This window comes from Paenibacillus sp. FSL R7-0128 (assembly GCF_038002245.1).
GTDB classification, from domain to species: Bacteria; Bacillota; Bacilli; order Paenibacillales; family Paenibacillaceae; genus Paenibacillus_AQ; species Paenibacillus_AQ silagei.
The window spans coordinates 2,462,343-2,483,135 of sequence record NZ_JBBOCD010000001.1 but is presented as its reverse complement, the minus strand read 5'-3'; the positions used below and the strand labels follow the sequence as shown (position 1 = coordinate 2,483,135).

Sequence of the window (20,793 nt, the reverse complement as noted above, 5' to 3'; positions counted from 1 at the left end):
CGCTCTGCACGCCAAGAGGCTGCACCAGAGGTCATAGCCCGCCTCAGGTACAGCCTCTTCCGGCCGTCTTACTGGCCTGTAAATTCAATCTCATCGTACTCATAATAAGCCTGTAGGATCTGCTGCCGGTCATCCAGGAACAGCTGGTCAGCCACGCCGCTGACCAGTCTAGGAATCGCATTCCGCAGGCCCGAGATGGCCGATGCTGATAACCCGCAGCTGGCCAGAGCGGAATAGTTGAACACGAATAAGCCATGCAGCAGCTTGCGGCCTGCTTCGTCCCGGCTTTGAAGTGCAAAGCCTGGGCTAAGGTAAGGGTGCGCATCCAGCAGCGGATTCGCCGCTCCCGCAGGCGCCGTGTACCGGTCGCTCCAGCGGGCAATATGAGGCTCCACCTGCCGCAGCTCCGGCCGCAGGGCAGGATCGCTAAGCAGGCCCGTGCTGACAATCAGATAGTCGAAGCTGAACTCTCCCGCGGGCGTAGTCACCACCGCCTGCTCCCCCGAAGCCTCCACCTTCAGCCACGGCGAGCCGAGGTGCAGCCGGAAGCCGGGCCATGCCGCTGCACGGCGGAAGGTATCGCTTGTCGGCGGCTGATTATACTGGAAGAAATGCGAGATCACTGCATATTTGTCCGCATCCGCCAAGGTATGGAACCGCTCAATCATACCTGAGCCCTCCATCTGGCGGATCGGGTTCACCCCCGGAAGCTGCGCCCGGCGGACGAAGACCTGGGCCTCAGCCGCGCCCTCCTGAAGCGCGTAATTGGCATTGTCGAAGGCGGACGCCCCGCCGCCTAGAATCCCCACCCGCTTGCCGCGCAGGGCAGCGAAGTCAATCTGCCGGGAGGTGTGGGCGTACAGGTGCTCCGGCAGATGATCTGCAATCATCGGCGGAACATGCCACTGCCCTCCGCCTTGAATACCTGTAGCCAGCACCACCTTACGGGCCAGCAGTGTTCCGGCCTGCGCACCCGCTCCTGTAACCTGCAGACGGTAGATTCCATCGTCACCAGGTTCAACCAGCCTTAGCTGCACCTCGTTACGTACCGGCAGCTTCAGAACCTGCCGGTACCAGCGCAGATACTCCATCCACTGGCCGCGCGGGATTTTGTCCACCTCACTCCAGGCCCCCGCCCCATGCTGAGCCTCCCACCAGGAGCGGAAGGTCAGCGACGGAATTCCGAGATCAATCGAGGTCAGATGCTTGGGTGTGCGCAGCGTCACCATCCGGGCATAGGTCTCCCACGGCCCCTCCAGCCCGTCACGATTCTCATCGATGATCAGCAGATTCGAGATCCGTTCGCGCAGCAAGCCAAAAGCCGCACCGAGCCCGCTCTGGCCCCCGCCCACAATGACGACATCATAGACATGGCCTTCATCATGCTCCACAGGGCGGACCCAATCTGCGCCGCCATAGGCGAGATAAGCGAGATCCGTGTTCACGCGTTCATTCAAGGCTTCCAGGCTCATCATTCCTCAGACCTTTCCGGGGCATCTTCAGCTCATAGCTGCTGCTCACTTTGCATTCTGTTCCATAATCCCTGTATACATCTATGGCGATATTATATAGGGTATGCCCCCGCTTTTGAACATTGATGGAAGGTTTATTGTCATAAGAGCTGAATTCAGTGGACGGGATTGTACATTAAGCCAATATTTTAACGCCAACTCGCCTTAATGCTTGACAAACGAAATATTATCTCACACGTATCCGCAAAATAAACCCCACAAAGTGAGGCTTTAGCTTCGATGATGACTCAGATACTTTGCGGGGACCCCAAAACATATAAATTCTTTCAAAAAAGAGCTGCCCCATCAGCCCTCCGGCCCCGGAAACAGCTCTTTCGTTCAGTCATTCACAGCTACACTATGCAATCTGGCTCTCTATCTTCCTCTGTTCATAGAATATAAATAGGTCCGCCACCTTAGAAGCGTGCTACAAAAAACTCGCGGTTCGACGGGACGAACTTCTGTGTGCGCTGCACATTATCCGCATCGATAATTCGGAGCGTGTAGCTGACTGTTGTCAGCGTACTGATCGTATTAAACTGGGCGACGCCGAATTCATCGAACTGAGCCGTGATCACAGTGCCGGAGCTCCTGGTCAGTGTAGCCGTCCAGCCCTGCGTTTCGTAAGGGACATTGTTATTGTTCACGGCAAGCACGATGAAATTATTAAGCACCTGTCTGATCCGCCGTCTCTTGGGTCTTACTACCGCCGCTGCTCTTGCTTTTTTAGCCATCAGTTGACGTTTTGCCAGCAATGCCTTCTTCTCTGATTCTTTCATTTGCTTCACCACTTTCTATTGGAATACAGTAGTAAATGCAAGAGAAGAATCAACCGAAACGCACGATTGCCTGTTATTTACATAAATGTATCGCTGTACTCATTCATGGTTTCGTACCCACGAGGCAGCTTGCCGCATACACTGCTTCATAGAGGTGATTACATTATGAAGAGTGTACCATCATGGGTCAGGCGTCACGCCGCCAAGCTCAACCGGCCCTTGAAGCATAAGATCCGCAGTGCTTATTCCACTAGTGCTGCAAATGCTGCTATACCGGTGATCATACAGTTCAGACAACCGATTACTCCAGCGGGACTCCGCGAACTAAGGACACATCTGGGACGGCATGTCCTCCCGGTCAAGCATCATCTGCGGCTGCACCAGGCCGTGGCTTCACAGGTATCCCTGAAATGTCTGGAGCATGTATGCCGCTGGAACGGAGTCCATAAAGTCTATCTGGACGGCATTAAGAAGGCTACGCTCAACATTGCAACTCCATCCATAGGCGCTACAGCGGTTAGACGCTCAAGAGGGCTTACCGGCAAAGGCATCAACATCGCTGTGCTTGATACCGGAGTCTATCCGCATCCCGATCTGACCCGGCCGGTGAACCGCATTCTGGCGTTCAAGGATTATATCAATCACCGGAAATGCCCGTATGATGACAACGGACACGGCACGCATATCACCGGGGATGCCGCTGGTAACGGCTGGTCCAGCCGGGGCAAGTACCGGGGACCCGCGCCGGAAGCGGGGATTGTCGGAATCAAGGTGCTGGATAAGTATGGGGACGGCTATGACTCCACCATTATCAAGGCAATTGAATACTGCATTACCCGCCGCAAAAAGCTGAAGCTGCGCATCCTCTCCATGTCCTTCGGAGGACCGGTGGCTCCGCATGTCAAGGATGACCTTCTCGTCCAGGCCGTTGAAAAAGCCGTCAAAGCCGGGCTCACCGTAGTCATCGCCGCCGGTAATGCCGGCCCCAGGCGCCGGACTATTGAGTCCCCCGGAATCAGCCCCTCCGCGATCACCGTCGGAGCCGTCAATGACCGCCGGACGCTGACGCAGAAGGATGACCGGATCGCTGTCTATTCCAGCCGCGGGCCCGCTCCCGGCGGCAAGGTGAAGCCGGATCTGGTCGCACCCGGCGATTCAGTGATCTCGCTGCGTGCCCCCGGCTCCCAGCTGGTCCGTGAACTGCCGCGCAATAAGGTCGGCAAGCGGTATTTCAAGCTGTCCGGCACGAGCATCTCCACGCCCATCGTGTCCGGTGCCGCCGCCCAGCTGCTCCAGCTCCGCCCATGCCTCACGCCGCGGCAGGTGAAGCTCTTGCTGAAGCGTAATGCCTTCCCCCTCCGCCTGAAGCCGAATACCGGCGGCAGCGGAGAGATCGACGTACGTTTCCTGAAGCGGCGCTGCTCCCCCAAGAAACCCTACAAAGCGAGACTTTAGCTTCGATGGATATTCAGGTACTTTGCGGGGACCCCAAAACAAAATAACCGGCACCGTAACCAACCGGTAACCGCTCCTTATTCCACGGGGAGCGGTTGCTCACCCGCCAGACACGGCCATAGCTGCCGTGCCCAAGCTAACAACTCCTCGTCTTCTCCATATCTTCCTATACACTGGAAGCCTAGCGGCATGCCTTCAAGCGTTGCCGCAGGCAGACTGACCGTGGGCACTCCCGCGAAGCCCCAGACCGCAGGCATCCCTGCCCAGCCCGTATTCCGCTCCTCAATCTTCGGCGCAGTCCCCCCCTGGGCCGGAGAGACCCACAGATCGATTCCTTCTTGTTCCATAAGCTCCATTAGGTCCTGCCGCAGCTCCCTTTGCCGGGTTCGGTACTGCTCCAGCTCCTCCTCCGGAATCTGCTGCCCTCTAAGGATCGCTTCCTGCACGGGAAGACCGTATTCCGCTCTATGCTCCGCGAATCTATGCTCATGCTCCCGTGCCAGCTCACCCTCAATGAAACGCAGCATCGCATTTCCGTAGATGAGTTCATCCTCCCAAGGCATTTGGACGTAACGGACTTCATATCCAAGCTGTTCAAGCCCTGTGATCTGAGCCCCGAACAGCCCTTTGACTTCCGCGCTCATCAGCTCCATATAGACTCCCTTGGGAATACCCAGAACCGGCTTGCGGGGCATTGGGGCAGCAGGAGCCTCCCAGTCTGGGACAAGCAAGGCCGCCGCAGCCTCCATATCAGGCAAGTTTTGTGTGAAGAACCCTACTGTGTCAAAAGACGGTGAGAACAGCAGCACCCCATCCAGCGGAACCCTCCCGTAGCTGGGCTTGAAGCCGACCACTCCGCAAAAGGACGCCGGGGCGATCACCGAACGCAGCGTCTGTGTGCCCACTGCCAGCGGACAGAGCCCCGCAGCCACCGCTGCGGCGGAGCCTGCACTGGAACCTCCAGGAGTATGCCCGGTATTATGCGGATTAAGCGTAGCAATCGACCCGTTATAGGCGAATTCCTCGGTCACCGTCTTGCCTGCAATCACGGCCCCTAGGGCACGCAGCTTAGCGACCAGAGATCCCTGGGCACCGGCTAACAGCTCAGCGGATAGCTGTGATCCCGCCCGGGTCGGCAGGCCGTCTACATGCAGCAGATCCTTAATGCCCACAGGAATGCCGAAGAGGGCCGGTTTACGCTCATCTCCGCTGTAGGTACGTTGCAGCAGAGCTTTTTCCGAATCCAGACGCCCTTCAGCCTCATCCTCAGGGACAAATGCATGGATATGCGGCTCAACCTGTCTGTAACGCTCCAAGTACGGGTCAAGCACAGTTTCGGGTGAATATCCGGGTTCGTGAATCCGGCTCATCATTTCTGTCAGGGATACCTTGTGAAGCAGCATAAGATCATCTCCATGGAAGATTATGTATAGCATTTGGCTTATTACGGTTCAGTCTGCAAAAGGTAACAGAAATCCCCAACCTTACTTAGCACCAAAAAAGCCACCCGGGCCGCTTCCCCTCCAAGATGGCTTTCATAACCCCTATCACCAGAGATTCCTAAAGCTCTTCTTCTTTTTGCTCCCCGTCCTGCTTATACTCATTCAGCTTCTGATTAAGCTGCCTGGCTTCCCGTTTCCCGTCGATGTGCATCATCGCGTACACCATACTTTTGACCACCAGAATAACAATAACGAATGGCACCAGCACTCCCTTATCCATCAGCGGACCGTCAGCGAACAGCCATAGCCAGAGAATCACCAATACATCAGCAAGGATGAAGCAGAGGTAGAAGCTGATCGTCTGCACTTTGGGATCAACCTCATACGTATTCACCAGCGCATAGCGGAAGCAGGTAAATGCCGCAGCCCCCAGGAACAATTGCACCAGCAGCGAGCCCCGGATCATCTCCGTTGAGTTCAGAGCCAGCACAACCGCCGCGAGCACCATCAGACCCCCGCAAGCCACCAGCAGATCCTTCACGAACAAAGACACATACTTTCTGGTTGTAATCATGAGTTTTCCTCCTAGTCAAGTTTGGACAGCACAGCTATAACCCTAACTTCCGTTTGAGCACCGGGACGTATTGTCTGGAGATGTAGACCTTCTCACCGTTGTGCAACAGCGCCTCGTATCTTCCGTAGAGCACCGGGCGGAGCGACTCGATCTTGGCCACATTCAGAATACTGGATTTGGATGCCCTGAAAAAATCGCCAGACTCATACTCCGTCTCCAGCTCATACAGCTTCAGCCTTGACTCATACACCTTCTCCTGGCAGTAGATGAACACCTTATGATCCACCGCCTCGAAATAATAGACCTCATGCGGATGGATGATATGCATCTGCAGCCCGTTCATACCAATCAGCTTCCTTGCGCCTGCGTTCACCGAGTAGATCAGCCCCAGCAAGGCTTCATCCGGGTCATTGCACCTGAGAATAATTTCAGGCTCACCGCCCTCCGGCACCTGTTCAATTGTGATTTTCACCGCCACCGCCTCCTGCCTTCTCTCCCTACAGCTACAGTATATTTTTGTAAAATGACTTATACAATGGCCTTTGCGCAAGCTGCACTCTAGCGGCTTCAAGCTGCAAAAACGGAATCTCAGTCCGCAACCTCGTCTGCAATTGGCTACACTTCTAATGGGTCCGCCTAATTTACAGGATTCAGTCGATAATGGCGTATCATCTGAGCAGCAAAAAACCCGCAGATCAGCTCTGCGGGTTCTTGGAATATACAATTTTGCGGATGCTGTCGATGGATAACCCGTATTGCTCGCACAATTGGTACAACTCTGCACCTTCTTGGAAGCGGCTACGGATCTCAGCATTGCGGACTTTATAGTAATCGGCTGCTCCTGAGCTTTCACCCCATTTTCGGCGTTTGCTCGGGCAGGTTGGAATATACAGGGCTTCCCCTTGAATATATTGCTGAATCTCCTTCAGCAGGTGTTCTGGCAATAGCTTTGCTGCATTTATACATTGCATCTCTGGCTCGCTCCTTAAAATATATTAATCTTTTAAGGGCAAAGCCTGTGTATAAATAACTGTATTTCTTAAAACATACTACAGGCGAATAAATCCGCTCCATGCCAAGCTTTCGCCTTAGTTATTTCACAGGCTTTGCATGGAGCGTGCCGTTCACATACTGACTCATCCGAAACATGGGTCATCACCTCCCGGGATTCTGGAATTGGTGCAGATTACCTCTATTCTAGAATAATTCCCATGTCCATTCAACCACTAGACGCTGCTGCACCCACAATTAGCTATAATCAAACTTTACGGCCTGAACATTAGTTTTTTGCGGGCGCCGATTATATAATAGAATCTATATGGTAAAGAAAGGATGCGATACAGCAAATGAAATTCTCAGAATATGTATACGAACGCCCGGATGTGGAGCAATTCAAGCAGGAGTTCACCACGCTGCTGAAGGACCTGGAGACAGGCAATCTGGAGGAGCAAAAAGCTGCCGTGGCAGCAATCAATAAGCTGCGCAGCCGCTTCGATACGATGGAGACGCTCGTGAGTGTCCGCCACTCCATTGATACGGAGGATGCATTCTACAAGGCAGAGCAGGATTATATGGACGAGACCGGACCGGTGATCCAGGAGTACATCACGGATTATTACAGAGCCCTCGTCAACTCCAAGTACAGAGCCGAGTTCGAGCAGGAATGGGGAACACAGCTGTTAAGCCTGGCCGAAATCTCACTGCGTACCTTCAGCCCTGAAGTGATTGAAGATCTGCAGCTGGAGAATAAGCTGTCCTCCGAATACTCCCAATTGATCGCGTCCGCCAAAATCATGTTCCAGGGCGAAGAACGCACCTTGGCACAGCTGATTCCGTTCGATTCTTCCACGGACCGTGAAGTTCGCAAAGGCGTATTCGAAGCCCGTAATGCCTTCATGGCAGAGCATGAACCCGAATTCGACCGGATCTATGACGAGCTGGTGAAGGTCCGGGCGGGAATCGCTGCCAAGCTGGGATACAAGAGCTTCGTGGAGCTCGGGTATGACCGGATGGGACGTACCGATTATAATGCTGAGATGGTAGCAGGCTTCCGCAAGCAGGTGCATGAGCATATCGTACCGGTTGCGGGGAAGCTGAAGCAGCGCCAGCGCGAACGCCTTCAGCTGGACGGACTGAAATTTTACGATGAGGGTATTAAGTTCAATTCCGGTAACGCTACCCCTAAGGGAGACCCGGACTGGATCGTGGCGAATGGTGCGAAGATGTACCAGGAGATGTCCCCGGAGACCGGTGAATTCTTCAGCTTCATGCAGGAGAACGGGCTGATGGATCTGGTCAGCAAAAAAGGCAAGGAATTCGGTGGCTACTGCACCTTCTTCAGCGACTACCGTGCTCCGTTTATTTTCTCCAACTTCAATGGAACCTCCGGCGATATCGACGTGCTGACCCATGAGGTAGGGCACGCGTTCCAAGCGTATTCCAGCCGGAATATGGAGGTTCCTGAATATACGTTCCCGACCTCCGAAGCCGCTGAGATTCATTCGATGAGTATGGAGTTCTTCGCCTGGCCATGGATGGACCTGTTCTTCAAGGAGGAGGCGGACAAGTACCGTTTCAACCACCTGGCGGACAGTTTGGAGTTCATTCCTTATGGCGTATCTGTCGATGAATTCCAGCATTTTGTGTACGAGCATCCGGAAGCTACGCCGCAGGAACGCAAACAGGCTTGGCGGGATATTGAACGGAAATACCTGCCGCACCGCGATTATGACGGCAACGCATACCTGGAGCAGGGCGGGTTCTGGCACAAGCAAGCCCATATCTTCCGTCTTCCGTTCTACTATATCGACTATACCCTGGCCCAGCTCTGCGCCTTCCAGTTCTGGAAACGCTCGAATGAGGACTTCGCCTCGGCCTGGCCGGATTATCTGAAGCTCTGCCAGGCCGGAGGCAGCCGCTCCTTCACGGAGCTGGTGAAGCTTGCCGGATTAACCTCCCCGTTCGAGGATGGCTGCATCGGCTCCGTCATCGGTGAGATTGAGAGCTGGCTGAACAGCATAGACGATAAGGCGCTGTAGGGACTGGGATTCATACACCGAATACAATTAAGTTATATTCACCATCAAGCGTAGCGTCAACTATTAGGGGCTGTCCCAAGTAGCCAGTTCACGGCTTCGGGACAGCCCCTTATTTTAAATTGGATCGACATGAGCCCGTCCTCTTACTTCTTCTTCCGCTTCTCTGCGGCCTGCTGCTGATTCTCTTCCACTCTGTAATTGACGATTCTGGTAATGAGCTCATAAGGGAGCGGCTCCTTGATGGGAAACTGCACCGAACCCTTGGCTCCTTTGTACTGCGCCAGTTCCTCCTTGAAGGCTTCGATTCCACTAGGTGCCGGGTAGAACCCAATATGCGTCTTGTAGGCGGCAAAATGCACCAGATTCTTATGCAGGAACCAGGTCGGCATCTGATAGCTGATCTTCTCCACTGCCTCCGGCGCAGCTTCCGAAATGACCTTACGCAAGCTCTGCAGAAGCTCCTGGATCTCCGGCGCAAAGGCGGCAATATACTGGTCCACCGATTCATAGGTAACTTTATTCTTTTCCACTTCGGCTTCATCTCCCTTGGGTTGGTTCAAAGATACAGCTTCCCTCATTCAGCAGTGCAGAAAGTGCGTTCACTCCCTGGCTGCGGGCCAGCATGGCTACCTTTTCGGCTGCTATCATATTGTTCATCACAGCTTCCTTCCGCATCAGCTGCGGGTTAAGCGCCTTCACTGCATACTCTGCCTGATTCGTGGTCACACGATACATCCGGTGGAGGAAACCGCCGAAGATTTGCTCCGGCACACCACTCAGTAAGCCCAACTTATATGTAGCACACAGCTTTTCAAAATTCAATGTGTAATTCCTAAGCGTCATGATCCATCTGTCCTCCCGGCATAGAACTTCAAATATTCGTCCATGTGGCTCTTCCAATAGTCCCCGTCATGCTGGCCTGCTCTGAGGTGATATTCTACCGGCACGCCCTTCTCCTTAAGCAGGGTATACAGTTGCTCCGTGCCTTCATAGAACCGGTAGCTATCCTCCGCCCCGCAGTCCAGGTAGATACTCAACTTCGATAAGTCCCTGTTCTGCGCCAAAAGAAGCGGGTCACGCTCCTGCCGCAGCGCTTCCGTCGGATAGAGAAACTGGACCAGGCCGTTCTCGCCTCCGGCAAGAGACCAGTCATCCAAGAACAGCGCCGGGCTATGCCCGCCAACCCTGCTATAGACATCGCTATGCAAAAACGCCGAATGCAGGCTGATAAAACCACCCATCGATATACCGCCAATATAACGGGAACCGCGCTCAGCCAGAGTATTGAAATGCGAATCTGTATACTCCACAACATCCTTAACCAGATAATCCTCATACCGTTCACCGCCCAGCGCTGCGGGATCACCTGGATTAACTACAGCATTCAGTCCATAGCTGTTGTCCATCTGTGGAGCAACGATAATGATCGGTTCGATTTGATCGGCCTCAATCAGCCGGTCTGCATTCTGCTGAAGGTTCAGTCCGTCAAAAATATCCGTCTCCCGGCTGCCGTAGCCATGGATGAAATAGAGCACCGGATAACGCTGAGAGGCATTATACCCTGTAGGAAGATAGACACTGAGCTGCATATCCCGGTCGAGGGCCTCACTGTGAAAAACCAGATTCTGTACGCCCGGGCTATGCAGCGGTGCCGTCTCAACCTTGTCTGCTGCCCCTTGAGAGTCTTCGCCTGAGTTCCGTGAACAACCTCCCAGCACTATACACAGTATGATCAGAAGCAGATACAGCCTGGAGCTTGGAGAACCTTTCATATCGACCGCCTCCCGTTCTCCGCCACAATCGCAGCGCTTACAATTAACAGTACCACAAATCTGGATATTTATAGTAGTACAATTATACCGCTTGGCTGCGGCCTGTTTGTCACTGGTCGGCCTATCTGATATGTGTTTTAATAAAAATCAATCGTTTTTCCGGTCAGCTCCGTCTTACTTATGAAAACATATTTCGAGGACGACTTCTTCCATAGACCAACAGAACAAGGAAGAGGGGATGGTGAATGGGGGGAAGACAATGAACAAAGCCAATACAGCAGATCTGGCGCTTATGGATGAAGAGGTGTTCTATGAGCGGCTTGCAAAGGAGCACCGTAAACTGTATGCACTCGCGTACAGCTATCTGCGCTCAGAAGCAGATGCCCTGGAAGCGGTGCAGGAAGCCTCGTGCCGGGCCTGGATGAAGCGTAAACAGCTTAAGAACGAGCAGGCCTTCACACCGTGGCTGCTCCGGATTACCATCAACTGCTGCATGGATGAGCTAAGGCGTAAAAAACGCGTCGTGCTGGCGGAGAAGCTGGAGGAGAAGGAAGCCCAGGAGATGAGGAGCAGCGACCGCCTCGATCTGGAGCGGGCATTGAATCGGATGAAGCCGAAATACCGGCATACCGTGATGCTTAAGTATTACCAGGATATGACGACCACTGAAATTGCCAAGGTACTGAATAAGCCCGAAGGCACGATCAAAACCTGGCTGCGTGAAGGACTTAGGCTGTTGCGGAAATATCTGTGAGCAAATCGGAGGTGACAGAAATGTTGGAAAAAGAAGAGCGTGTCCTGAACCAGGATGCCCAGGAGGTCCATCTTCATACAAAGGAGATTCAGGAAATGAAAATTTATAATGCCATGCGCAGCGGAATGGCGCAAGGGAAAAAACGCAGCAAACGGCGTTTCTATTCCTATGGGGCCGGAGCCGTATTAGCCGCGGCCGCAGCCATTTTTGTGCTTGTCTCATCCATCGGCTTGCCGGCCGAAGGTACAGACGATTCGGTCCTCGGCGGTTCAGTGCAGGCGGCCAGTACCACAAGCTGGAATGATTTTGCGGACTATCGCAAACAGCCATTAAAAAACCAGCTGGTTGGCGGCATCCTGGAACGAAATCTGGTCCAACCGGTGCGTCAAAGCGCATCAAACAAAGGATATCGTATGGATGTGGATGGCGCCGTCACAGATGGCCGTAAAGTGTATATCCTATTCAATGTGCACAATGGTACGGATAAAGTAGTCAATCCTGGGCATACAAAAATTCAATTCGGTGATTATGAGGTTCCGGATCCGCATCGGGGCGCAGCCCTGGAATTAGTGTACAGTGGCGAATCCAGAATTCAGCCCGGCGAAGACAAGAAATTTATTTATTCCACTAACTATCCGGCTGCCATCACTGCATCCAAGGAGGTGAAGTTCACTGTAATTCTAACCGGAACGTCCGATCAGGCGCTCGTTTCCAGCAGCAACAAGTATCGGACCAGCCTGGAGGTATCGTTTCAGCTTGACCAGGACGAATTCAAAGACCAGGTGCACACTCTCTCTGTGAATCGCACGCTTACAGTGGACGGTCAACAGATCAAAGTGCGCCAAGTGCAGTATACTCCGTTCAATACTTATGTCGATCTGGAGTATGACGAGGCGAACACCAAACAGATTTTCAGCCTGCTGAATCCTGTTCTGATCGCAACGACCGGGAGTCAAACCGAGAAATTGGTTTATCCGGGCAGAATCACGGCCGATAATTCCGAGGTGTACAAAGACCACTCTCAGGCAACGCTGGTGTTCAGGTATACCCAGCTTAACCAGCCAGACTCCACCACGCTGAAGATTGCCGGGATCTCGGCGCTGGAGCCGGACCGTATGAAATTTGTGGTCGATCTGAATAAGCAGCAAGTGATTGAAGCACCGGCAAACGATTGGGAAATGATCACCTCCAAACAAGAACATAATGCAGCGGCTGAAGAGATTCTGCTCCGGCGCAAGGTGACCGACATGTTTTATTATACCGATTCGCAAGGGGCGGTACAGGCAGAGTCCATCGGCGTAGGACTGGACGACAAATTCACCGATGCCAGCGGCCAGGTGCATGATAGAACCAATCGGGAAACGCCACTAATCGAATTCGGCGGAACCACGGTCTCTAGAGATGGTACGGGAATTGTCGAGATGAGTTTATCTTTTGGCAGTCAAGCTGCAGATTACCCGCAGCCGCTTACCCAATCGGTCTGGCGCATTTGGAATCCAATTATGGAGACGCATAGTATCGAGTTGTTCGCGAAGAAATAGAAGCTTGCCGCAAACAGCAAGAAGCCCCGCCCAGCCGACAGGCTTGCGGGGCTTCTTGCTTATTTATCTGGACTTTGGAACTTCCACTCCTAATTAATTTTGGTAAGCTGCCATTTCTGGGCGTCGGTTCCGTTGTCCGTCCATTGCTGCACGACCGCTCCGTCTGCGGTAGAGGAGTTAGAGACATCCATGGCCAGCCCGCTGGCTTTGGAGATCAGCTTGTAATATCCGCCGCCCACATCGATGATGCTCCACCGCTGGGCGTTGCTGCCGTTGTCATTCGCCTGCTGAAGCTGGACTCCGCTTGCCGTGGAGGCATTCGGCACATCCAGCAGTTTGCCGCTATGCATCGCTGTAAGCTTGTAAAAGCCGTCCCCCGTGCTCTCCACTCTGAATTGCTGATTGGCGGCGGTGTAATTAGTCCACTGATGCATTTTGGCCCCGTCTGCCGTAGAGACATCCGTCACATCCAGTACTTTGCCGCTCGCCTTGTTCATCAAGGTGTAGACTCCGCCGCTGACAATTCCGCTCGAAGGAGCGCCCGCTTGATACACCCGCACAAAATCCACGAGCATCTGCGCCGGGAAGGGGGTGGAGCTGTTCGGAGCGCCCGGCCAGTTGCCGCCCACCGCGAGGTTCAGCAGCAGGAAGAACGGTTTCTGGAATTCCTCCGTATTGCCGGTTCCGTTCTCAATATAGAATTCATTGAACTGGTTGCCGTCGACGAACCATCTGATGTACTTCGAATCCCATTCCACACTGTATACATGGTATTGGGAGAAGTCCAGATTACCGGATACCCTTCCGAATTCAGCATGGCCGCCTGCATCCCAGTGCACCGTACCGTTGACGGCAGCGTTATTATTTACCCGCTCCATAATATCGATCTCTCCGCAGGCCGGCCAGCCGGGCGGGGTGTTGATATTGGAGCCGAGCATCCAGAACGCAGGCCATAATCCTTGCCCGGAAGGCAGCTTGATTCTGGCTTCAATTTTGCCATAGGTGAAATTCTTGAGTCCCTGTGTCTTAATCCGCGCCGAGGTATAATTCATGCCTTCATAGGATTCTTTCTGCGCCGTGATGACCAGGTTGCCGCCGGTAACCTTCAGGTTCTGTGAACGGTTCGTATAGTATTGCAATTCATTGTTGCCCCAACCGCCGGTACCTGTGCCAATCTCAGCCGTCCAGTTAGCGGTGTTCAGGGAGGAGCCGTCGAACTCATCGCTCCAGGCCAGATTCCAGGTTGCTGCGCTTGCGCTCCCCGCAGGGAGCAGTGCGATGAATAACGTGAACAGCATGAACAGACTTAAGAATTTACCTCTTTTAAGCATTATTGCCCTCCTCTATTGATTTCAAAATGGCCAGCCTTATTTCAATGCACGCGTACGTTCGTGCAGTTGAAACCTTACCCAACCGGTTTCGGACATGGATAATGGCAGCGCCTTCTTCTGCTACATCCCATATATATCGTTTTTGCTTCCTGGAAGAACCTGAAATTTGACAATTCAGCGAACCTGGAGGAAAAGGGGGGCCGGCCTTTCGTAAGACACTGCCTTGTCAGCCCCAAGCACAGCAAAAAACCGCTCTCCAACGGAGGCGGTTCATGCTTTTGCAAAGATGATACCTTGATTGTCGTACTACTCGAGTCCGTGCTCTTCGCGGATCTTATACATCCCTTGCACGAGCAGCTCCGAAGGATCACGGTTAAGCTGCAGATGCGTCAGTAACAGATGGAGCGGGATAGCGCATACGTTATTTCCGTCCGTGATTGCAGGGAAGCCTGCTTCAAAGACCGGTCCATGCTCCTCGTTCCAGGCCAGTCCGGCATGCACCTGCTCCGGTGCGAACTCCTCCGTTACAGCGGCGATACACATCGGAACCAGCACATTATCGACAGCGGCCTTGGCTTCCTCTTCACTGGCGAGCGGCTTAGGCATGGAGTTGCCTCCCTTGGTCTTCATCAGCTCGTGGAAGAAGGAGGCCATCCAGATCTCCGGACTGTTGCCGGACTGGAACCGGGCAGCCAGCTCACGAAGGAAGAAGCCGCAGTAATAATCAGCGTTATCTTTATCCTTCACACGGAATACAAATACCGGCCCGTAGTTGTCCAGGTTCAGCACCTGTCCTTCCACATCGCTGAAGCTCATTTTGAGCGCTACAATGCCGTTATGAAAAACAGCCTTGAGCAGCTCATTCCAATTCTCTTCGGTCATGGCCTGCCCGGCAGCTTCCGCTTCACCGTTCACCGGCTCATTCGTGGTCTCATTGGTAGTTTCGTTTGTCATAATTAAATTCACCCCACTTTCTATCATACCATCCTATTGAACAAGGTAACATACCATATCTCTCAACTCAAATGGAAAGCTCTGCCGGACCCGGATGTATGTCCTTATGCGCAAGTGCTATACTAGACAGGGTACAGTAACCATCTCATTTTGCAGAAGGGAATGAACCTAACCATGAATACTGAACAATTGGACCGGATTCACACTGGCCAAGGCTTTATAGCTGCTCTGGATCAGAGCGGAGGAAGCACCCCCAAAGCACTGCTGCAATACGGTATTAAGGAAGACCGTTATTCAGGGGACGAAGAGATGTACACCATGGTTCACAGCATGAGAACACGCATTATTCAGAGTCCCGCCTTTAACCGGGAGCATATTCTAGGTGCAATTCTGTTCGAGAACACGATGGACCGCCTCATAGACGGGCAATATACCGCCGATTACCTGTGGGAGCAGAAGGGCGTCGTGCCTTTTCTCAAAATAGACCAAGGACTGGCCGCTCCTCAGCACGGAGTCCAGCTCATGAAGCCTATCCCCGCCCTCGATGATCTGCTGAAGCGGGCAGTCAGCAAGCATATCTTCGGCACCAAAATGCGCTCCGTAATCCATGAGGCGAACCCGGAGGGTGTCCGGCAAGTCGTGGAGCAGCAGTTCGAGCTGGCCCGGCAGATCGCCGCCTTCGGACTCGTTCCGATTATTGAACCGGAAGTAGATATCCTCAGCAAGGACAAGCAGGAGTCAGAGCAATTGCTGAAACGGGAACTGGCCGCACGCTTGTCTGAGCTGCCAGATGGCGTGAAGGTCATGCTCAAGCTGTCGATCCCGACAGAGGATAATTTATACAGTGAGCTCGCCGCAGATCCCCATGTGGTTCGGATCGTAGCACTCTCAGGAGGGTATACCCAGGCTGAAGCCAACGAGAAGCTGGCCCGCCAGCATGGAGTGATTGCCAGCTTCTCCCGCGCCTTATCCCAGGGGCTTAGCGATCAGCAGACGGAAGAGGAATTTGGCCGCACCCTCGCTGCGTCGATCCAGGCCATCTATGAGGCTTCGATTACTTGATCAGATCCATGCTCATTTAAGCTCACAGCTCCATATACAGAAGAGGACCCCAGGCCTAGTGCCGCGGGGTCCTCTTCTGTATATTCCGAATATAAGTTCCGAACTCAAAACTACGCCTGATAAATCACCGGCTGATCGCTGCTGGTACCGCAACAAATCTAAAGTGTTGCAGGATCTGCAACTTCCAGCCCTGTATACCTGGGTATGCGGGAGAGATGTTGCATGATATACAGGATTTCTCGAGCTAATCCGCACAAAAGAGGGGGAAATGCTGCCTTTCCTGCAACAATCTTCGATCAAGACCTGTTTAGTGGAGAGAATGTTGTATTTCAGGCAGGATTTCATAGCAGTAGCGCTCTTGCTCTAGCAGGAGCTATGCTTGCTTCAACCGCTTAATTCCCTCCCGCACCCTAGGCGCTACCTCTGTCCCGAAGAGGCGGATGGCCTGCATCACCTCGGCATGCGGCATAGAGCCGTGCGGGACATGCAGCAGGAAGCGGGTGATCCCTACGTGCTCGTAGAGGTGGAGGATTTTACGGGCAACTGTGTCCGGGTCGCCCACATATAGAGCACCGTCAAAGCTGCGGGCAGCATCGTAATCCGCACGGTGATACGAAGGCAGCCCTTTCTCCACCGCCCGGATATTCGTCCGCGCATGTGTAGACGGGAAGAAGCCCTCTACCGCAAGCTCGTCCGTCTCCGCAACATAACCATGAGAGTGTGAGGCAATAGGAAGCTTGGACACATCATGACCGGCCTTGGCCGCTGCCTCCTTGTAGAGCCGTACATGCATGGCATAATCAGAAGGGTTCACATTGCCGATAATCGCCAGAGCAAAGGGCAGGCCCAGGTTACCCGCACGGACCGCAGACTCCGGAGTTCCCGCACTCGCAATCCATACCGGCAGCGGATTCTGCTCCGGGCGCGGATAGATCTCCAGATTCGTTATAGCCGGGCGGTGCTTACCGCTCCAGCTCACCTTGCCGGGCTCCCGCAGCTTGAGCAGCAGGTCCAGCTTCTCGTCAAACAGCTCTTCGTAGTCCTTCAGATCATAGCCGAACAGAGGAAACGACTCGGTGAACGAGCCCCGGCCCACCATAATCTCGGCACGGCCCCCCGATATCCCGTCCAGTGTTGCGAAATCCTGAAATACCCGCACCGGATCGGCTGAGGACAGAATCATGACCGCACTGGTCAGGCGGATTCGGGTCGTCAGCGGTACAGCCGCCGCCATTAGCACAGCAGGCGATGAAGCTGCAAAATCAGGCCGGTGATGCTCACCCACGCCGTATACATCCAGTCCGACCTGATCCGCAAGCACGATCTCCTCCACCACTTCGCGCAGCCGCTCCGCATGGCTTAGAGTCACTCCGGTATTCACATCAGGCGTTGTCTCGACAAAGGTGCTTATTCCAAGTTCCACTTGTGTTCCTCCTAAAAGTCAGTAATCTTTATATTCTAAAACTAAATAGTCAAATATTCAAAGAAAACTTTAACCCGCAGCAAACAGGGCGCCCCGGCTGTGTCAACAGCTCTTGAGGCACCCTATTGTGTGTTAGCTGGTTAATCGTAGCCGCTCCCGCTTATTTCACCAGTTCCTCCAGGCTGCCAAAGGCACCTGAAGCCGATTTCAGCTTGGATTCGCCTCCGACCACACAGAAGTAATTCTGCTGCGTTACCGCCTCAAGCAGACTGGCATAGCTCCTGATATCCCCGGCGGTGGCCGACAGGATTTCATTACGCTCCTGCTGAAGGTCTTCCGCCGTAACCTGCTCGAAATAATGCCGGTCCGCCTGACGGCCTGTAGCGCCGGGACTCAGCGGCTGGTCCAACATGGCCAGGGTCCCGATAATTGCCCTCTCCATCTCCGCTTCATCTGACGAATATTCTCCGGCAAACTGAGAGGCCCGGTCATAGACCTCCAGCGTCTCCAGCAGGTTCGGATCGCGGTAGGAAGTGAACAGGATTACCCCGTCGCGGCGCAGGAGCAGATTGCCGCCATACGCTCCGCCCTTGACCCGGACCGTATTCCACAGGTAGGTCAGGCTGAGGATCTTCTTAAGCACCTGCAGCTTGCCGGAATAGGCGAAGCCCAGCTTCTTGTAATCATAACCTTTGACTACATATTGCACCTGGCTCGCGGACATGAAGCCTTCGTTGACCGCCTGCCCCTGTGCAGATAAGAGCGACTGGGACTCTACTACCCGTCTGCTCAGGTCCAGCTCCTGCACATGTGCGGCGAATTCCGCATACGAATCCGCCGTACCGGTGAGGGAGAGCGTCAGATTCTGCGTATTGAACAACAACCCGCAGATTTCCTTCAAGGTATCTGCAAGCCCCTCAGCCTGCTGGTCAATGCTGCGGGCAAGCTCCTTGATAAAGCGGTAATACGCCACGCCGCCAAGCTGCTCCTCGTACATCCCCCGGTCCGAGAAGTAGGACAGCACCCGGCTGGCTGCAATCTCATTGCCTTTCTGGGTCAGCATCGCTTCCATGCCGGAGGCTTCCCGGCGGACAATCTCCTGCAGCTTGGACAGGTTATCCAGATTGCTGCCGTAGAGCAGCTCATGCAGCAGCTTCAGGGAACCGCCGATGTTGCCCTGCATGACCTTGATGCGCGCGCTGAATTTGGCCTGATAGCTTCCTTCCGCAGACTTCCCGGCTCCGAACACCTCATTCTGGAAACGAATGCCGCCCGTAGTAATCCCGATCTCACTGGTCAGCTCCTCAATACTGTAGGCTTCCGTCTCCAGCTGTCCGAGCACTCTCGCCAGCAGCTCCAGATAAGGAATCTGCTGCGCTGCAAGCACGCTGGTGTCCCAGTACAGCTTGATATAGGCAATTGCACCGGCAGCCACTTCATGATGCAGCACCTTAATCCCGTCCAGCGCAACCTCCACTGTGGGTACCCCGGCCGGGGCAATAGGGTTAACATCCTGGAGGGTCAGCTTCGGCAGCTTCTCCAGCTCCTCTGCGGGGTCCGGTGTGTTCTGCCGAGCCAGCAGCTTCTGCGTGCTAAGCACCAGTTCATCCAGCTGGGCCGGGGCCAAAGACGCTTTGTATGACGCCAGACGGCTGCGGACCGCCGCATCCTTTTCCCCCGCCAGGGTCTGAGAGGGATGGAGGACAACGACACTACAGTGGTTACTGTTCAGCAGGTAGGTCTCAATCAGGCGCTCGAAATAACGGTTGGCACTTTGTTCACGGATCGCCGCAAGCGCCGCTTCATATTCCAGATACGTGGACGGCAAGCCGTCATACAGCCAGGCCTTCATCACTTCCATGTTGTAGGTGAGACCCTTCGGATATTGGCTGAAATCGGCTTCACGCAGTTCAAATTCCTTGCTGTTCACCGCAGCGAGCACCAGCTTCTCATCCAGACCGTCCGCAGCAAGGCGGCTCAGAGTTGCTCTGACCAGATTCACGAACTCCTCCATGGCTTCAGGATTAGAATGTGTCAAGGCAATACCCAGCATAGGTTGAACCATACTATCTGAATAAAAAGCAACCACATCCTTGCCCAGGCCGCTCTCCAGCAGCGCTTGCTTCAGCGGGGCCGCATTGCTGTCCATCAGCATGCTTTTCAGAATGGCAAAGGCCAGATTCAGCTCCCGGTCCAGAGAGGTCCCAATTACATAATTCAAGCTCAGGTATGTCTTGTCGGCAGCCGTTTCCGTCTCCAGAATGGGATACTCCCCCGTAAGCTGGGTCATGCCGGTCGGTGCCTGTAGTGCAATCGAAGTATCCATAGCCTTGCGGGTATAGCGGCTGAGATATTCTTCATGGATAAACTGCAGCCGTGCTTCGATATTCAGGTCACCATAGAGATAGAAATAACTGTTCGAGGGGTGATAATAATTCCGGTGCGCCTCCAGAAACTGTTCATAGGTCAATGCAGGGATATGCTGCGGATCGCCGCCGGAGGAGTGACGGTAGATCGTACCCGGGTAGAGCGATTTTTTGATCCGGTCAATCAGCACCGTCACCGGCGAGGAATACGAGCCCTTCATCTCATTGTAGACGACACCCTTATAGATCAGCTCATCCCCGGAATTGGGCAACTCATAGTGCCAGCCCTCCTGCTCGAAAATCTCCGGCTGACTGTAAATGTTCGGCTGAAAGACGCTGTCCAGATAGACCTCCATCAGATTGGCGAAATCCTGGTCATTCTGGCTGGCTACCGGATACATCGTTTTGTCGCCAAAGGTAAAAGCGTTCAGGAACGTCTTCATCGAGCCCTTCAGCAGCTCCACGAACGGTTCCTTTACCGGGAATTTGCCGGAGCCGCAGAGGACCGAATGCTCCAGAATGTGAAACACTCCCGTGCTGTCCGCAGGCGGAGTCCGGAACGTAACACTGAACACCTTATTGTCATCCTGATTCTGTACATAGAGCAGCCGTGCGCCGCTCTGCTGATGCTCCAGCGTGTATACGGAGGATTCGATTTCCCGTATGTACTCCTTGCGTATCACTTGAAACCCGGAATAGACCTCACCTGCTATTAAGCTGCTCATATCTTTCCCCTCCTTAGTTCAGGGCTGCCCTGATTCCATGAGCTTATCATATCCGGGGTTTCCGGT

18 protein-coding genes are annotated in these 20,793 nt (G+C 53.8%); 5 read left to right on the top strand and 13 right to left on the bottom strand.

Going from position 1 to position 20,793, the window contains the following annotated elements:
• Positions 1-68 precede the first annotated feature (68 nt).
• Together NST26_RS10150 and NST26_RS10145 are read right to left on the bottom strand one after the other, a co-directional pair.
• Positions 69-1,472, bottom strand: coding sequence for an NAD(P)/FAD-dependent oxidoreductase (locus NST26_RS10150; RefSeq protein ID WP_340980831.1), 1,404 nt, complete (start codon positions 1,470-1,472; stop codon positions 69-71).
• 455 nt (positions 1,473-1,927) lie between these two features.
• A complete protein-coding gene (locus tag NST26_RS10145) occupies positions 1,928-2,290 on the bottom strand; it encodes a hypothetical protein (RefSeq protein ID WP_051478024.1) in 363 nt (120 codons plus the stop codon).
• Positions 2,291-2,455: 165 nt separating this feature from the next.
• On the opposite strand from NST26_RS10145, the gene NST26_RS10140 reads away from it, so the two are divergent.
• Entirely contained in the window at positions 2,456-3,745 is a 1,290-nt protein-coding gene (locus NST26_RS10140) for a S8 family peptidase (RefSeq protein ID WP_340954401.1), read from the top strand.
• 77 nt (positions 3,746-3,822) lie between these two features.
• Here the strand turns inward: NST26_RS10140 and NST26_RS10135 are convergent, their stop codons facing one another.
• From NST26_RS10135 to NST26_RS10120, 4 genes are all read right to left on the bottom strand, one after another.
• On the bottom strand, positions 3,823-5,148 hold the full coding sequence (locus NST26_RS10135; protein ID WP_340954403.1) for an amidase: 1,326 nt from the start codon (positions 5,146-5,148) through the stop codon (positions 3,823-3,825).
• A gap of 157 nt (positions 5,149-5,305) precedes the next feature.
• Positions 5,306-5,761, bottom strand: a complete 456-nt coding sequence (locus tag NST26_RS10130; RefSeq protein ID WP_340954405.1) for a hypothetical protein — start codon at positions 5,759-5,761, stop codon at positions 5,306-5,308.
• Positions 5,762-5,795: 34 nt separating this feature from the next.
• Positions 5,796-6,233, bottom strand: a complete 438-nt coding sequence (locus NST26_RS10125) for a LytTR family DNA-binding domain-containing protein (RefSeq protein ID WP_036725417.1) — start codon at positions 6,231-6,233, stop codon at positions 5,796-5,798.
• Between the two features lie 223 nt (positions 6,234-6,456).
• Entirely contained in the window at positions 6,457-6,732 is a 276-nt protein-coding gene (locus NST26_RS10120; RefSeq protein WP_076086345.1) for a CD3324 family protein, read from the bottom strand.
• A gap of 375 nt (positions 6,733-7,107) precedes the next feature.
• On the opposite strand from NST26_RS10120, the gene NST26_RS10115 reads away from it, so the two are divergent.
• A complete protein-coding gene (locus NST26_RS10115) occupies positions 7,108-8,799 on the top strand; it encodes a M3 family oligoendopeptidase (protein WP_076086342.1) in 1,692 nt (563 codons plus the stop codon).
• Positions 8,800-8,942: 143 nt separating this feature from the next.
• Here NST26_RS10115 and NST26_RS10110 read toward each other — a convergent pair whose 3' ends face one another.
• From NST26_RS10110 to NST26_RS10100, 3 genes are read right to left on the bottom strand one after another with little or no spacing between them, the layout of a single operon-like run.
• Positions 8,943-9,329: an iron chaperone gene (locus NST26_RS10110; RefSeq protein ID WP_339257410.1), complete on the bottom strand. Its 387-nt coding sequence runs from the start codon at positions 9,327-9,329 to the stop codon at positions 8,943-8,945.
• Positions 9,330-9,336: 7 nt separating this feature from the next.
• Positions 9,337-9,642, bottom strand: coding sequence for a hypothetical protein (locus NST26_RS10105; protein WP_340979083.1), 306 nt, complete (start codon positions 9,640-9,642; stop codon positions 9,337-9,339).
• On the bottom strand, positions 9,639-10,571 hold the full coding sequence (locus NST26_RS10100) for an alpha/beta hydrolase (protein WP_340979082.1): 933 nt from the start codon (positions 10,569-10,571) through the stop codon (positions 9,639-9,641). Before NST26_RS10100 ends, NST26_RS10105 begins: the two co-directional genes overlap by 4 nt.
• A gap of 259 nt (positions 10,572-10,830) precedes the next feature.
• Between NST26_RS10100 and NST26_RS10095 the strand changes: the two genes are divergently transcribed.
• On the top strand, positions 10,831-11,325 hold the full coding sequence (locus tag NST26_RS10095; RefSeq protein ID WP_340954412.1) for a sigma-70 family RNA polymerase sigma factor: 495 nt from the start codon (positions 10,831-10,833) through the stop codon (positions 11,323-11,325).
• 20 nt (positions 11,326-11,345) lie between these two features.
• Entirely contained in the window at positions 11,346-12,866 is a 1,521-nt protein-coding gene (locus NST26_RS10090) for a DUF4179 domain-containing protein (protein WP_340954415.1), read from the top strand.
• Positions 12,867-12,955: 89 nt separating this feature from the next.
• Here NST26_RS10090 and NST26_RS10085 read toward each other — a convergent pair whose 3' ends face one another.
• Positions 12,956-14,197 carry an RICIN domain-containing protein gene (locus NST26_RS10085; protein WP_340954418.1) on the bottom strand — a complete coding sequence of 414 codons (1,242 nt, stop codon included), beginning with the start codon at positions 14,195-14,197 and terminating at the stop codon, positions 12,956-12,958.
• A 306-nt stretch (positions 14,198-14,503) separates the two neighbouring features.
• A complete protein-coding gene (locus NST26_RS10080) occupies positions 14,504-15,151 on the bottom strand; it encodes a hypothetical protein (RefSeq protein WP_339255161.1) in 648 nt (215 codons plus the stop codon).
• A gap of 174 nt (positions 15,152-15,325) precedes the next feature.
• Between NST26_RS10080 and NST26_RS10075 the strand changes: the two genes are divergently transcribed.
• Positions 15,326-16,213, top strand: coding sequence for a fructose bisphosphate aldolase (locus NST26_RS10075; RefSeq protein ID WP_339255160.1), 888 nt, complete (start codon positions 15,326-15,328; stop codon positions 16,211-16,213).
• Positions 16,214-16,586: 373 nt separating this feature from the next.
• Here the strand turns inward: NST26_RS10075 and NST26_RS10070 are convergent, their stop codons facing one another.
• Both NST26_RS10070 and NST26_RS10065 read right to left on the bottom strand, forming a co-directional pair.
• Positions 16,587-17,636 (bottom strand): Atu2307/SP_0267 family LLM class monooxygenase, encoded by a 1,050-nt coding sequence (locus tag NST26_RS10070; RefSeq protein ID WP_340954420.1) that lies wholly within the window; start codon positions 17,634-17,636, stop codon positions 16,587-16,589.
• Between the two features lie 160 nt (positions 17,637-17,796).
• Positions 17,797-20,727, bottom strand: a complete 2,931-nt coding sequence (locus tag NST26_RS10065; RefSeq protein WP_340954422.1) for an insulinase family protein — start codon at positions 20,725-20,727, stop codon at positions 17,797-17,799.
• Positions 20,728-20,793: the final 66 nt, after the last annotated feature.

Coding starts and splice junctions, on each gene's coding strand:
- NST26_RS10150 (WP_340980831.1), bottom strand. CDS start 1,472: ATGAGCCTGGAAGCCTTGAATGAACGCGTGAACACGGATCTCGCTTAT.
- NST26_RS10145 (WP_051478024.1), bottom strand. CDS start 2,290: ATGAAAGAATCAGAGAAGAAGGCATTGCTGGCAAAACGTCAACTGATG.
- NST26_RS10140 (WP_340954401.1), top strand. CDS start 2,456: ATGAAGAGTGTACCATCATGGGTCAGGCGTCACGCCGCCAAGCTCAAC.
- NST26_RS10135 (WP_340954403.1), bottom strand. CDS start 5,148: ATGCTGCTTCACAAGGTATCCCTGACAGAAATGATGAGCCGGATTCAC.
- NST26_RS10130 (WP_340954405.1), bottom strand. CDS start 5,761: ATGATTACAACCAGAAAGTATGTGTCTTTGTTCGTGAAGGATCTGCTG.
- NST26_RS10120 (WP_076086345.1), bottom strand. CDS start 6,732: ATGCAATGTATAAATGCAGCAAAGCTATTGCCAGAACACCTGCTGAAG.
- NST26_RS10115 (WP_076086342.1), top strand. CDS start 7,108: ATGAAATTCTCAGAATATGTATACGAACGCCCGGATGTGGAGCAATTC.
- NST26_RS10105 (WP_340979083.1), bottom strand. CDS start 9,642: ATGACGCTTAGGAATTACACATTGAATTTTGAAAAGCTGTGTGCTACA.
- NST26_RS10100 (WP_340979082.1), bottom strand. CDS start 10,571: ATGAAAGGTTCTCCAAGCTCCAGGCTGTATCTGCTTCTGATCATACTG.
- NST26_RS10095 (WP_340954412.1), top strand. CDS start 10,831: ATGAACAAAGCCAATACAGCAGATCTGGCGCTTATGGATGAAGAGGTG.
- NST26_RS10090 (WP_340954415.1), top strand. CDS start 11,346: ATGTTGGAAAAAGAAGAGCGTGTCCTGAACCAGGATGCCCAGGAGGTC.
- NST26_RS10085 (WP_340954418.1), bottom strand. CDS start 14,197: ATGCTTAAAAGAGGTAAATTCTTAAGTCTGTTCATGCTGTTCACGTTA.
- NST26_RS10080 (WP_339255161.1), bottom strand. CDS start 15,151: ATGACAAACGAAACTACCAATGAGACCACGAATGAGCCGGTGAACGGT.
- NST26_RS10075 (WP_339255160.1), top strand. CDS start 15,326: ATGAATACTGAACAATTGGACCGGATTCACACTGGCCAAGGCTTTATA.
- NST26_RS10065 (WP_340954422.1), bottom strand. CDS start 20,727: ATGAGCAGCTTAATAGCAGGTGAGGTCTATTCCGGGTTTCAAGTGATA.